The organism is Weissella sp. ESL1139 (assembly GCF_058506735.1).
This window is the reverse complement of the sequence record NZ_CP196375.1, coordinates 636,573-650,384: the sequence shown is the minus strand read 5'-3', so window position 1 is coordinate 650,384 and position 13,812 is coordinate 636,573. Positions and strand designations below refer to the sequence as shown.

General features: G+C 38.5%; 10 protein-coding genes. 1 reads left to right on the top strand and 9 read right to left on the bottom strand.

The window, feature by feature from the left end:
- Positions 1-4 precede the first annotated feature (4 nt).
- The 8 genes from ACSYSF_RS02995 to ACSYSF_RS02960 form a co-directional block, all read right to left on the bottom strand.
- The gene (locus ACSYSF_RS02995; protein WP_489868245.1) at positions 5-3,442 is read right to left on the bottom strand and encodes a pyruvate carboxylase; all 3,438 of its coding nucleotides are present in this window, start codon (positions 3,440-3,442) and stop codon (positions 5-7) included.
- A gap of 159 nt (positions 3,443-3,601) precedes the next feature.
- Positions 3,602-3,775 (bottom strand): hypothetical protein, encoded by a 174-nt coding sequence (locus ACSYSF_RS02990; RefSeq protein WP_489868244.1) that lies wholly within the window; start codon positions 3,773-3,775, stop codon positions 3,602-3,604.
- Positions 3,776-3,842: 67 nt separating this feature from the next.
- Positions 3,843-5,075, bottom strand: a complete 1,233-nt coding sequence (gene pepT / locus ACSYSF_RS02985) for a peptidase T (RefSeq protein WP_489868243.1) — start codon at positions 5,073-5,075, stop codon at positions 3,843-3,845.
- Between the two features lie 20 nt (positions 5,076-5,095).
- A complete protein-coding gene (locus ACSYSF_RS02980; RefSeq protein WP_489868242.1) occupies positions 5,096-5,893 on the bottom strand; it encodes a Nif3-like dinuclear metal center hexameric protein in 798 nt (265 codons plus the stop codon).
- Positions 5,880-6,581, bottom strand: a complete 702-nt coding sequence (locus ACSYSF_RS02975; RefSeq protein WP_489868241.1) for a tRNA (adenine(22)-N(1))-methyltransferase — start codon at positions 6,579-6,581, stop codon at positions 5,880-5,882. Before ACSYSF_RS02975 ends, ACSYSF_RS02980 begins: the two co-directional genes overlap by 14 nt.
- A 147-nt stretch (positions 6,582-6,728) precedes the next feature.
- Positions 6,729-8,009, bottom strand: coding sequence for a tetratricopeptide repeat protein (locus ACSYSF_RS02970; protein ID WP_489868240.1), 1,281 nt, complete (start codon positions 8,007-8,009; stop codon positions 6,729-6,731).
- Between the two features lie 29 nt (positions 8,010-8,038).
- On the bottom strand, positions 8,039-8,179 hold the full coding sequence (locus ACSYSF_RS02965; RefSeq protein ID WP_489868239.1) for a hypothetical protein: 141 nt from the start codon (positions 8,177-8,179) through the stop codon (positions 8,039-8,041).
- 15 nt (positions 8,180-8,194) lie between these two features.
- Complete coding sequence (locus tag ACSYSF_RS02960) at positions 8,195-9,898, bottom strand: hypothetical protein (RefSeq protein ID WP_489868238.1); 1,704 nt, start codon at positions 9,896-9,898, stop codon at positions 8,195-8,197.
- Between the two features lie 112 nt (positions 9,899-10,010).
- Between ACSYSF_RS02960 and ACSYSF_RS02955 the strand changes: the two genes are divergently transcribed.
- Complete coding sequence (locus tag ACSYSF_RS02955; RefSeq protein WP_489868237.1) at positions 10,011-10,487, top strand: NUDIX domain-containing protein; 477 nt, start codon at positions 10,011-10,013, stop codon at positions 10,485-10,487.
- A gap of 114 nt (positions 10,488-10,601) precedes the next feature.
- Here the strand turns inward: ACSYSF_RS02955 and ACSYSF_RS02950 are convergent, their stop codons facing one another.
- Positions 10,602-13,811, bottom strand: coding sequence for an AAA family ATPase (locus ACSYSF_RS02950; protein WP_489868236.1), 3,210 nt, complete (start codon positions 13,809-13,811; stop codon positions 10,602-10,604).
- Position 13,812 lies beyond the last annotated feature (1 nt).

Here is a 13,812-nt window from a genome sequence, read left to right as displayed (position 1 = left end):
ATGACTACTTTGGTTCGATTTCAAGTAGCAAATCACCACCGTCGACCACATCTTCGGCAGCAACATAAATTTGCTTAACAACACCATCAAATGGTGCTTGAATTGTCGTTTCCATCTTCATTGCTTCAGTGACCAATAAAGTATCACCTTGCTTGAATGATTCACCATTACTTACATCAACTGATAAGACACTACCAGCCATGGTTGCACCAATTTCATTTTCATTTGTTGGCTCGGCCTTACGTCTTACGACCGTCGATGTTTGAACACTACTATCCTGCACATCGATTGCTAATGGTGTTCCGTTAACGTTGAAGTAAAGGGTCCGCATTCCAGCAACATCTGGCTCACCAATTTCTTCTAATTGGAAAATGACTGTCTTACCAGCGCCCATTTGGACATCCACACGTTCACCCAAACGCATACCTTGGAAAAATGTTGGCGTATCCAACAATGTCATTGGACCAAAGTTTTCTTGTTTGTTTATATAATCTAAGAATACCTTTGGATACAAAACATAAGAAACTACTTCTTCAGGTGTTGGATCACGATGAATTTTAGTCTTTAAATCAGCCTCTTGTACAGCAAAATCAACCGGCTCGCTCAAAGCACCTGGACGCACTGTAATTGGCTTACGTCCCTTCAAAACAACAGCTTGCAAGTCCTTAGGGAAACCACCAACTGGTTGACCGATATCACCGGCAAAGAAATCAACAACGGATTGTGGGAAATCAATGGTTTGACCATCAGCTAAGACCTTCTCTGGGGTCAAATCATTCTGGACCATGAACAATGCCATATCCCCGACAACCTTAGAAGATGGCGTAACTTTGATGATATCGCCAAACATCTTATTAACCGTTACGTACATTTTCTTAATCTCATTCCAACGATCACCTAAACGCAAAGCCTGGGCTTGTTGTTGCAAATTAGAGTACTGACCACCTGGCATTTCAATTTCAAAAATATCAGTTTGGGTACTAGTTGTTTTACTCATAAAATCATCGTAGTATGGGCGCACACCAGTCCAATAATCATTAATGCGGTTAGCTGCCGCTACATCGACATCAGGTTGTCGTTTATTACCAGCTAGTGAATAATAAACTGCTCCCATTGAAGGTTGTGAAGTTGCCCCTGAAAAGGCTGACATCGCCACATCAATCACATCAACACCAGCAGCAACTGCTCGTGCATACGTATAAACACCATTACCAGTTGTATCGTGCGTGTGCAAATGAATTGGCACATCAACAGTGTCCTTCAAGGCACTAACTAACTGATAAGCTGCTTCGGGCTTTAACAAACCTGCCATATCTTTAATCGCAATAATATGGGCACCAGCAGCAACCAATTCTTGCGCAAAGTCCGTATAGTACTTTAGGTTATACTTTGTGCGACTTGGATCTAATATGTCACCTGTATAAGCCATTGCGACTTCAGCTAGTTTATTATTATCACGCACATATTGGATTGACTTTTCCATTTGTGGCAACCAATTCAAACTATCAAAGATACGGAACACATCCATTCCGTTTGTTGCAGCTAATTTAATAAATTCAGCCAAAACGTTATCAGGATAATTTTGATAACCAACGGCGTTTGAACCTCTAAACAACATTTGTGTCAATGTCCGTGGCATCTTTTTGCGTAAGATACGAAGACGTTCCCATGGATCTTCACCTAAGAAACGGTAGGCAGTATCAAAGGTTGCACCACCCCACATCTCACTAGAGAATAGATTAGGAAGAGCTTGTTGCACATCTTCCGCAATCGTTGCCATATCTTTAGTACGCAAACGTGTTGCAAATAATGATTGGTGCGCATCACGCATCGTCGTATCCGTCAATAACACTTTGTCTTGTTGCTTCAACCAATCAACAACACCATCGGGTCCCTTATCATCCAAGACATCTTTGGCCGTAACCAAATCACTTGGCAAAATAAGCTTTTTAGCTGGTTCAAAATTACTAGCCGTATAAATCTTCGAACGATTATGATCCAATCCTGGGAAACCATTAACCGTTGTTTCAGAGACATAGCGTAATAGTTTACGTTCCGGATCCTTATCGGGCACAATTTCAAATAACTCGATATGATTATCAACGAAGGTTGTTGGTGCCGATGCAGCTCTAAATGTTGGGTGAGCAAAGACATTCTTCAAAAATGGAATATTCGTCTTGACACCACGAATGACGAACTCATCTAAAGCACGTTGCATCTTATCAACTGCCGCCGTAAAGTCAGCACCATGCGTCACTAACTTAACAAGTAGTGAATCAAAATAAGGTGTCACGACTGCTCCGGCAAAGACATTACCGGCATCCAAACGAACTCCAGTACCACCCGGTGAACGATACCAGTCAATCTTACCAGTATCAGGCATAAAATTGTTAGCTGGATCTTCAGTTGTAATACGTGCTTGAATTGCTACACCAACTGCACGTAGTTGATCCTGTTGTGGAATATTTACCGGTTCTTCATGTAACCCATAACCTTGTGCAATCAATAACTGTGATTTCACAATATCAATCCCTGTTACTTCTTCAGTAACCGTATGTTCAACCTGAACTCGTGGATTTACTTCAATGAAATAAAAGTTATCACCGTCAACCAAGAACTCAACCGTACCAGCACTTTGGTAATTAACACTCCGCATTAAGCGTAATGCTGCATTTTGAATGCGCTCACGCATATTCAAAGAAACTGAAACTGCTGGCGCAAATTCAATAATCTTTTGATGACGACGTTGTACTGATGAATCACGCTCAAATAAATGCATAACTTCACCATGTTCATCAGCCAAAATTTGAATCTCAACGTGTTGTGGATCTTTTAAATACTTTTCTAGATATATATCAGGCTTACCAAAGCTTTGCTTAGCTTCAGAGGCCGCACGTTCGAAGGCTTCTTTAAGTTCGTCAGCATGTTCAACGACACGCATACCGCGACCACCACCACCGGCAGCTGACTTTACAAACAATGGATATCCATGTTCTTCCCCAAAAGCGAGTGCTTCATTTACGTCAGCCACTGGATGATCAGTACCTGGTACTGTCGGCACATCTGCCTTGGTGGCAATTTGCTTAGCAACAATCTTATCCCCAAACATCTTCAAATGTTCAACTTTAGGACCGACAAATTTAATGCCAGCGGCCTCAACTGCTGCGGCAAACTCATCATTTTCTGATAGGAAACCATATCCTGGATGGATAGCATCAACACCTGCTTGCTTTGCAATACGGATAATATCTTCAATATCCAAATATGCAGCAATTGGGGCTTTACCAGCACCTACTTGATAAGCTTCATCAGCTTTAAAACGATGAACAGCAAATTCATCTTCTTTTGCAAAGATAGCAACTGTTTTGATACCTAATTCTTTTGCAGCTCGAATTAGCCGAACGGCAATCTCGCCACGATTAGCAATCAATAATTTTTTCATTTGATTGAATCCCCCATCTTTCTGTATGTGTATCAATTTTCACATTAAATGATAAACATCTCATTTATTTTACCAGAAAAAAACGCTATATACTATCACCTAAGTAGTATATAGCGTAAATATTACGTATTTTAGCTAATTTATTTTAAAAAACAAAAATTAATGTTTGTTTTTTATTTCTTCAAACTCACCGTCAAACACATCAGCTCCCTGATGGAAGGTCTGATTTGTTGGCCTGTTTTGATTAAGTACTTCTTGAACACGACGTTTAAGATTACGTGAACGTACCCACCAAAGACCAATCAGTAACAAAATAATTAGTATAAAAAGCATTTAGTCTCCCCTAGTTTTAGTACCACTAATCATACACAGGATAACTTAAAATATACTTAGAACCTGCCTATTCAGCATTCAATGTGGCAATCTTAACAACTGTATCAGCTGCCTGTGCCATAACAGTCGTTGAAACATACTCATAACGTCCGTGCATATTTTCACCGCCTGCAAACAAATTAGGTGTTGGCAAACCTAAGAAGGTAATCTTTGAGCCATCAGTACCACCACGTACAGGTTCAATAACTGGTTCAATATTTAATTGACGCATTGCTTCAGCTGCTAAATCAACTGAAGCCATATCGTCCTTCAAAATTTCTCCCATATTGTAATATTCGTCTTTCAAAGTCAACTTAATACGATCAACACCCAATTCTTTGTTTAGACGATCAACAATTTCTTTCATTAATGTCTTACGTGCTTCAAATTGTTGACGATCATGATCACGAATAATGTAATCCATGCGTGCATCTTCAGCAGTTCCAGCCAAGTTTAACAAATGGAAGAAACCTTGACGACCATCAGTTAATTCAGGACGGTCACCAGATGGCAAAGCATTATGAATATCAATAGCAACTTGCAAAGCATTGACCATTGTATCCTTAGCTGTTCCGGGGTGTACGTTACGACCTTGAATTTCAATCACAGCTGAAGCGGCTGAAAATGTTTCCCATTCAAGCTCACCTAATGGACCACCATCAACTGTGTAAGCAAAATCAGCACCAAATTCAGCAACATTAAAGTTATCAGCACCAATACCAATTTCTTCATCTGGTCCGAAACCAAAGACTAACTTACCATGCTTTTCTTCAGGGTGAGCAATCAAGTACTCAGCCGCTGAAATAATTTCAGCAACCCCAGCCTTATCATCAGCACCTAACAAAGTTGTCCCATCAGTCGTAATTAAAGTATGGCCAGCATATTTCTTCAATGAAGGGAAATCAGTCGTTGTTAATGAATAATCCTCATTTAACTTAATCTCTGATTCACCATCATAATTTTCGACGAATTGTGGTTGCACATTTTCAGCAGTAAAATCGGCTGTATCAACGTGTGAAATAAAACCAATTGTTGGCACGTCTTTATCTGTATTAGCTGGTAATTCAGCAAACACATAACCATCAGCCATTGTCCGAACATTTTCTAAGCCGATTTCTTTTAATTCAATAGACAAGTCTTTTAAAAATGCAACTTCTTTTGGATCTGAAGGAATAGTTGTTGAGTTTTCATTTGATTGCGTATTTACCTTAGCATAACCAATAAAACGATTAATTAAATTAGGAAATTTTTCTGCTGTCATATTGACCTACTTTCTTTTAATTAAATATAAGTGTAAGGATCGGTATTAATAGTTGATGCAAATACATCATTTAATGCCCATCCATTAGTTTGTTGCCATTGTTTGATAAGCTCAACCATATGTGTTTTAGCAATTGCTTCCATATGATGATCTGGATCAATCACCACAAAGTCATCAGCTAAAACATCATGGGCCGTATGATAATAAAAATCGGCTGTCACATAAGCATCAGCCCCGGCAGCTAATGCATCAGGATACTCATCCCCACCATCACCACCAAGGACAGCAATTTTTTGAATCGGCCGTTGCAAATCATTAGCAATCACACGAACTGCTTTAACCTTAAATAAGTCACGAATAAACGTGGCATACTCGGCAACAGTTTGCGCCTTAGCCAATGAACCAATTCGACCTAAGCCTGTTTGACCGTCTTCATTAGAAATTAATGGCTTAACATCTTGCAACTGCAATGCCTCTGCCAGCCAATCATTCATACCACCTTTTGCAGCATCTAAATTAGTATGCGCTGCATAAACGACAATATCATGCTTAATCAAATCCGCATACATTTTGTTTTGTGGTACTGATAAGTCCAAATTTTTAGCTGGCTTAAAAATCATGGGATGATGAGCAAAAATAAAATCAACATGCTCATCAATCGCTTCCTGCACGACCTCCGGCCGAACATCTAACGTCGTCATGACACGTTTGATCTCTTGATGGCCATCCCCTAGCTGTAAACCAATTGGGTCTTTTTCCCAAGCTAATGATTTAGGTGCATATGTTTCAATCTTTGCAATCAATTCATTTGCTTGCATAAACTAATGCCTCCATAATGGTTTGTAAATCTTTTTGATAAGTTTGATAAGCTTCGGTATCGGTGCGACCAACTTTTTCAAGCTCATTCATAATATCCTTAATTCGATTAGCCTCACGTTGCCACATTTCCACCCAAACTGGGGATGGTTCTGTAAGATGGTAAGGGCCAAACTGTAATTCACGAGCTGAATAAGTCACGTTACCAGGTTCAGCCACCAAAATTTCGTAATAGTGGGTATCATCAACTACCACTGCTTCATCAACTAACTGATAACCATTTTCAGAAACCCATTCACGAACCAAATCAATGTCAATATTTGGCTGTAAAATAATGCGACGATATCTTTTAATATCTATTTCGCCTTCAGTTAAAATTTGACAAATTAAGCGACCACCCATACCAGCAATCACAACTGTATCGATTAAATCACTTGTTTGAATGGCTGCCATACCATCGGCTAAACGCGGTATTAAACGGTCACTTAGTTGATGCCGTTGTATTTCTGCTTTTACATTAGCAAGAGGACCTGGTGCGACTTCACCTGCAATAGCAAATGATATGTGGTTATTCAGCAATAAATTAGCTGGTAAATAAGCATGATCTGAACCAATATCTGCTAAGCGGGCGCCATCTGGTACAAAATTAGCTACTGCAGCTAAGCGTTTTGACAAATGCCAAGCGTCCATTTCTTATCCCCATTTCTTTATCTTATTATTTTCTAATATTCACATTATACATTTTTAAGCACACCGTGACAAACCACTTCAGCGCATTAAAAAAGTCCTGTAATAGGACAACAACCAATAGTGTTTATCCTACCCAGGACATTTATTTTACATATCTTGATCAAGCTCATCTTGCAAAGCTGTTACCATGTCAAAGTCACCAGGGACTAATTGTACATAGGCTTGCAATGCCTGCAAAGCTAACTCATGCTCACCCTCATCACGGAAATAATAGTAAGCTGGCTTCAAGAAGTCAGGTGAATCCATAAACGATGGCAAAGCTGCATGCCAGTACTTAGTAGCCATTTCAAAATCTTCTAATGCTGTATAACTTTGTGCCAAATACCAGTACAATTGCGGATTAGCTTCAACATCATCGTTGGCAAAATAAGCATTTAGCAAATTAATATTACCAACATGATCATCATTTTGTACTAAGAAACCTGCATAACTAGTAACCAACACAGCATCATCAGGATTGTTCTTTAAGCCTTCCTCATACAATGACTTTGCTTGTTCAAGCTCACCCAATTCAGTAGCAATCTTAGCCCCTTCTTGATAGAACTTCACATTAAATGGATCGACGGCAATCCCTTCTTGGTATGTAACCAAGGCCTTTTCTGGTTCATGACCATCCAAATAAAGTTGTGCCAACGGCTCGTAAACACCTGCATAAGAGGCATCTAAATCTCGTAATTCTGTAAATGTTTTAATTGCCTTTTGCCGTTTTTCTGGATCAGTTGCATAAGTCAAGCCTAATTGGAAACGCACATCTGGTGTCATATCAGCCTCTTTAATTTGTTCCAAATAACCCAAGGCATTATCAAAATTACCAATTAATGCATAAGCAACACCAATTCGTGACACAATATCAACACCCGAGAAGTAACGTTCACCAGCCTTGATTAGTCGACGATAGTATGGAATTGCGGTTTGATACTTAGCACTTGCAAAATAAAATTCTGCCAAAGCAAATTGAATAATGGGCTCTTCATCATCCAAGCGATAAGCTGTCAATAATTTGTCTTCAGCTGGCTCTAGCAAGCCTTCTGATTGATACAAATCAGCTGCCACTAATAGTGATTCCAAGTATGCAGTTGAATCAGGCGCAATTTCTGACAAATACATCAATGCCTGGTCAGTATCATCTTCATCAATCGCAATATCTGCCAAAGATGTCCGCAATTGATCTTCATCTGGATACTTATCTAATAACTTTTGATAAGCACGTTTAGCTTGGTTTGTAAAACCTAAACCATATAGTTCCTCTGCTAATGAATAAATTGTGTCATCGTCATCATATCGTAAAGATGATGCGAATGACTTTTTTGCTGCCTCTAACTGTCCACTTGATAATTCATCAAGCATTCGTTCTGCAAAACTAGCCATAAAAACATCCCTTCCAGTTTACTTAATACTTATTTTTTACCTTGTTGTGCTTTTTGCTTAGCTTTTTCTAGTAAAGCTTGGCGGGCTGCCTTTTTTTGTTCAAACGTTGTTTTCCCTTTTTTATCTGCACCACGTGCAAAATCATTTGATTTAATTGTTCCTTGTCCCATTTTTCTATCCTACTTTTATTTTAATGATGCATTTTTAAATGCCACAACATTGGCTACTGAAGCACCACGCACTGCTTTAACCTTTAGCTCAACTTGATCATTGGTTTGTAGTAATAAAGCGTCTTGTTCTTGTGATGGATCTAATGTATATAAGGTATCATCATCAACTAATTTAAAGATAACGACTTGCTTATCATTCAGTGTCGCATTTGTATTAACACGACTTACTTTACCAGTAATTTTTTTAACTTTGAGTTTTTTATCATTAGATGCTGCCGTTTGGGCACTACCAGCTAATGCATTACGATAAGAAGCTAATGCATCTGAAGAATTATTTCCTTCACCAATCACATTCTGGTCGCCTCCCTTAATATATGCATATTCACGGAAACGCTCATTATTATCCATCATTGAGGCAACCCAAGTTGGTGTACCATCAATGTTCATAATAACCGGATTTGAACCATGCCACTTATTTTGGGGATGGAGTTGTTTAGCAACTTTCATTGCACCTTCGGAATCCATAATACCAACATTTTTACCAGTATAAAAGCGTAATTTACCAGTCCGCGTATCAATTAATGAATAACCCTTATCTGAATCAGCATTTGAACGAACTGTTGTAAAATCATCAAAGTAAGCGAGTGAACCATTTGTATTAAACATTGGCGTGACACCACTTTCTGATCCATTTTCAGTTGGTTTAATTTGATTCTTGTGGCGGAAATTAAAGGCATATGGATTACCATAAGTGCGATTCATTAACGTGGCCGCTTCTGGTGAAACACCCACATCAACCCACTTTGGCAAACCTTTGGTCTGATAGACACTCGTCTTACCTGTATTGGCGTTCGTAACTGCCACATGAATGTCGTTAAACATAACTTGACCAGCCCAGCGTACGCTCAAAAGCGTTTGTACCCAGTAGGTTTGTCCACTATTATCAACTTCCAAAATTGGATCACCGACTTGTTGATAACGGGGATTAGCCATATAAATCCGTCGTGCAATGCTATGTGAGAACCAACTTGTTTCTGAATAAGCCATTTTTTCTTTCACAAAATGCGCTGTATCATTGATATCCGTTGCCGATACAACGAAGTAACCGGGTAACTCGCGATTCATAAACCATGACACAAAACCATTAAATTCAACTGGTGCAACATAGTATGGCTTACCTTTAATATACTGTGCTGATAAATCACCTAGTTCATACATTGATGAATCTGGCACTTGTGAAAAAGCTTTTTTCATCATATTTTTAGCTGCTTGTGCAGATAAAGCAATTGGTTGATCATCTTTCGTTAAAGGTGCCTCCTTTTGCTTAGTTGCTTGCACAGAATGATACATTGGACGTACCGTCACTGCTTTTGAAATACCAGCTGTAAACGAAATACCGATAGCAATCACTGGAATAACGAATGGCCAAAAACTAATGTTACTAAAAACACGTGTCGTACGGCCATTTTTAACCTGTTCAACAATTGATACTGCACTACCCGAAATAAGCGTCCAGATACTAATCAACGTTGTCTCTAATGCCACGGGCATCACAAGTTGTGACAACGTTGGCACCGGCATCCACCAGTAAATAAAAATACCATTTAAAATGGTTAGTATGACAAATACTAACCAATCTAATTTACTAAGTTTTAGTTTCCTAGCCCATAGAAATGTCACAATTGCGGTAATTTCTAAAATCAAAAATGAAGTAATCATGCAATTCTCCTCGAAAAATAGATAATTCAATTGTACCATAACAAGCCTGATTTCAGATTTTACGCAATATGCTATCATAGAATCAATAACACAAGTTGGGGAGATGTGAAGTATGGTAATGGAACAATATTTTAAAGATTTACGACAAAAAATTGGCCATGATGAAATCATTATGCCAGGTGTCGCTGGTATTTTGTTTGATAACACCCGTCAAAAAGTTTTGATGGAACAACGCGGTGATGGTGAAATTGGCTGGAGTCTCGTTGGCGGTATGCAAAACCTTGGCGAATCAGCCATGACATCACTAATTCGTGAATATAAAGAAGAAGCTGGTATCGATGTGCGCATCAAAGCATTAATTGGTATCGATACGAATTTCCACCATTCGTTCCCTTCTGGTGACAAAGCCCAAATACCTATGACGCTTTTTGAAGTGGAACAAATTGGTGGCAAACTAAAAGCTGATGGTGATGAAACCTTATCATTGTCATATGTGCCTTTAGCTGATCACCCCAAAATGTATAATATCCAACACCAATTAGCAGTTGACCAAATAATTAAACAAGCCCCTTATGGTTGGTATTTTTAAAACAAAGTGCGACAAAAGCTGTTTTGAATCCGGTATGTAACGCTGTTTGAACAGCTTATGGGCTAATCAAAAAAGCAAGCTAGGATACTCAAAAGTGTCCTAGCTTGTTTTCATTTACAATACATTCAACTTCAACTGACTATGTCCGTTACCTAATTTCTTGACCTGTAATTGTTGTGGAATTTGCTGCTTCATCGAAGCAACATGAGAAATAATCCCCACTAAACGACCACTTTGTTCAACCAAATTTAATGCTTCCATCGCTTGCGCTAATGTGCGCTCATCTAATGAGCCAAATCCTTCATCAATGAATAAAGCATCAATTTTGGCACCACCAGCTCGTCGTTGCACAACTTCAGCCATTGATAACGCAATCGACAAAGCTGAAATAAATGATTCACCACCCGACAATGTGCTAGTGGCACGAATTTTATCGCCATCTTGATCATAAATATCAATATCTAAACCATTCTGATTAGCACGACCACCTTGACGATCTGACAAAATAAATTGATAACGACCACCCGATAAAACACCAATATAATGATGATTAGCATAATCCAATACATCATACAAAAAGCGTCGTAAAATAAAAGGTTCTAAGCGCAATCGTTTGTCATTGTTACCATCAACAACTTGAGTCAAAGCCAGTAAATCTTTTACTGCGGTCTGTTGATTCTGCCACTGTTGTTGCAACTCTTTGACAGACATTTCAATTGACCGTTGTTGTTTCAAAATTTCTTTTTGCGTTGCATTATCTTCAATTAACTGATTAACGACATCTTGCTGTTGGACAATACCTGCTTGTATTTTACTTATGTCAGGTTTTGTTGCATCTCCTAACGTTTCCTGCAACTTTGCAATATCTGTTGCCAAACTATTAACAGTTGTTTGGTATTGCGTAATTGTCTGGGTCAATGTCTGAATCTGATTAGGTTGTGTAACCAACGAATTAATCAGCTCATCAAAAGCTTGTTGATCAGCTACAGGACCGTCGCTAATGATGTCATTAAGTTGTTTTGTTAACTCTTCATTATCAGCTTGCTCTTGGTGTATTTTTTGTCGCACTGATTTTAAGCGTTCATGCTTCCCTGCTTGTTTTTCTTGATTTTGTAACTGCTTATCGTGCAAGTCATTATCAGCCTTTTCAAATTCTTTCTGAAATTGCTGATATTTTTGTATGATTGTTTCATACTCAGTAACTGATTGAAGTTCAGGGTAGCTATCATGAATTTGCTTGGCCTCATCAATATAAGACTGACGGGTATCTTTCTCAGCCTTAAGCTTTTGTTCAATTTCAATAACATGCGTTTTGGCCGTTTGCAATCCCGCTTCATTGTCAGATATTTGTTGCTGCAAATCAACTACTTGTTGCTTAGCATCCCCAACAAACGTTTGTGCTTGTTGCAATTTATCATTAAAGATATCCTCATCAAAAGTTACAGGCATTGATGCCCAAGCTTCATTTATTGTGGCAAACAATTGCGCCCAAGCTTCTGTAAATGACTGGCAATCAGCCTCAAATGTCTCCTGGTTATCATGTACTGCTTGATCTAAAGCCGCAATATCTCGTTTAATGCGCATTTCTTCTGATTGAACGGTTGCTAACTGAGCGGTTGCCTCTTGCAAAGCATCTTCATTCTCAGTAACAGATTGAATAATATCAGCTAAATCAGCATACGTACTTTGTCGTTCAGCATGTTGCTGATTATGATGCTCACCTTGATATATCTGACCACAAATCACACAAGGTTCACCAATAACTAGCTCCTGTTGTAATTGTTGGATTAAAATATCACGTCGCAAAGATTCTTTAGCTGCTAATTTTTGTTTCATCACAGCTTGATTTTGGGTTGCTGCGGTTACCTTTTTTGCGATATCGGCCAAATTATTTTGCTGTACTTGCAAAGAATGCTCTGATTCATCAAGTTTATGTTTTTGATCAATTAATTGATTAAGTTGATATTCCTGTTTAAGCAAATCTTGTTCATAGGCTGTAAATTCTTTTTGAAAATCTAAACGTTTATTTTGTTCAGCTAATGCATCCGTTAAAGTCTGCACTTTTCCCTTTAAAGTAACGCACTGTGTTTCATCTGCTTCGATTTTAGCATCAAAGTCCTGCTTTTTTTCTTGCACCGTTACTAGTTGACGTGCCTGAGGCAATAATTCATTTTGAATTTTAGTAGTCAATTGCTGATTACTTGCTATCGTGCCTCGTTGTTGATCAAGATGTTTTTGCTCATCAGCAAATTTTTGTTGATCAACTGCTAACTCACGTAGCTCGGTAACCAATACTTGTTCATCTTTGGTCTGCTCTTGATATTGTTTTTGTAGCTGTCGCACTTTATCAACTAATGGTCGTTGTTTTGTTCCCCATTTTAAGTTTGTCAATAATTCTTGCTGTGCCGATATGTCGTCACGTTGCTCATATTGCCGCTTTAACTGTGTCTGCTTTTCAGTTAACTGGTCAAATTGCTCCAATACTTTTTGTTGTGCCTGTTGCTTAGCCTGCATTTCTTGCAATTGTTGTTGCGCTTTTGCTAAAGCACTTGCTTGCGTTTCAACATCATTGGCTTTCTGCTCATTCATTTGACTTAACAAACGAATCTTTTCTTCAGCTGTCGGGGCAATCACATCAATATCGATTTGTGGCCACTTAATTTGTTGCAACTTTTCATCCCGTTGGGTCGCAAGCATTTCAATTTCAGTACCAAATTGTTTTTGCTTATCTTTTAATGCGTTAACAAATTCATCAAAAATTTCAGTACCAAATAACTGCCGTAAAATGACCATCTTTTCATCACTTTGGGCACTCAAAAATTCACGGAATTTATCTTGTGGTAATAAAATAATTTTACGAAACTGATCAGCGTTAAGATGTAACAATTCTTCAATTTGATCATTAACAATCTTGGCTTTATCACCTAACGCTTCAACTGGCATTTGCAACTGTTCATCAACTTCTAATAACGATGCTGTTGCTGAATGCGTTGTTGTATCATTATTTGATTTAGCACCGCGCTTTTTCTTTAGCTGTTGTGTTGGCGTACGTTCAATTTCATAAAAGTGACCATTATGTTCAAACCAAAATGTCACTACTGTTTCTTTCGTTCCATCAGCAAATTCACTGCGCATATCTTCTGGACTACGTTCGCTAGTGCCCTTACCAAATAGGGCATACGTCATGCCATCAAAAATAGTAGTTTTACCAGCACCTGTATCTCCAGTAATTAAAAATAGCTTTGATTCAGTAAACTTACTAAAATCAATCGTTGTTTGATCATAAGGGCCAAAGTTGTTCAATTGTAATTTTAAAGGACGCATC

What these genes read in the sequence shown, in the direction of transcription:
- ACSYSF_RS02970 (WP_489868240.1), bottom strand. Translation starts at nt 8,009, where the DNA reads ATGGCTAGTTTTGCAGAACGAATGCTTGATGAATTATCAAGTGGACAG.
- ACSYSF_RS02950 (WP_489868236.1), bottom strand. Translation starts at nt 13,811, where the DNA reads ATGCGTCCTTTAAAATTACAATTGAACAACTTTGGCCCTTATGATCAA.
- ACSYSF_RS02960 (WP_489868238.1), bottom strand. Translation starts at nt 9,898, where the DNA reads ATGATTACTTCATTTTTGATTTTAGAAATTACCGCAATTGTGACATTT.
- ACSYSF_RS02990 (WP_489868244.1), bottom strand. Translation starts at nt 3,775, where the DNA reads ATGCTTTTTATACTAATTATTTTGTTACTGATTGGTCTTTGGTGGGTA.
- pepT (WP_489868243.1), bottom strand. Translation starts at nt 5,075, where the DNA reads ATGACAGCAGAAAAATTTCCTAATTTAATTAATCGTTTTATTGGTTAT.
- ACSYSF_RS02980 (WP_489868242.1), bottom strand. Translation starts at nt 5,893, where the DNA reads ATGCAAGCAAATGAATTGATTGCAAAGATTGAAACATATGCACCTAAA.
- ACSYSF_RS02995 (WP_489868245.1), bottom strand. Translation starts at nt 3,442, where the DNA reads ATGAAAAAATTATTGATTGCTAATCGTGGCGAGATTGCCGTTCGGCTA.
- ACSYSF_RS02955 (WP_489868237.1), top strand. Translation starts at nt 10,011, where the DNA reads ATGGTAATGGAACAATATTTTAAAGATTTACGACAAAAAATTGGCCAT.
- ACSYSF_RS02975 (WP_489868241.1), bottom strand. Translation starts at nt 6,581, where the DNA reads ATGGACGCTTGGCATTTGTCAAAACGCTTAGCTGCAGTAGCTAATTTT.
- ACSYSF_RS02965 (WP_489868239.1), bottom strand. Translation starts at nt 8,179, where the DNA reads ATGGGACAAGGAACAATTAAATCAAATGATTTTGCACGTGGTGCAGAT.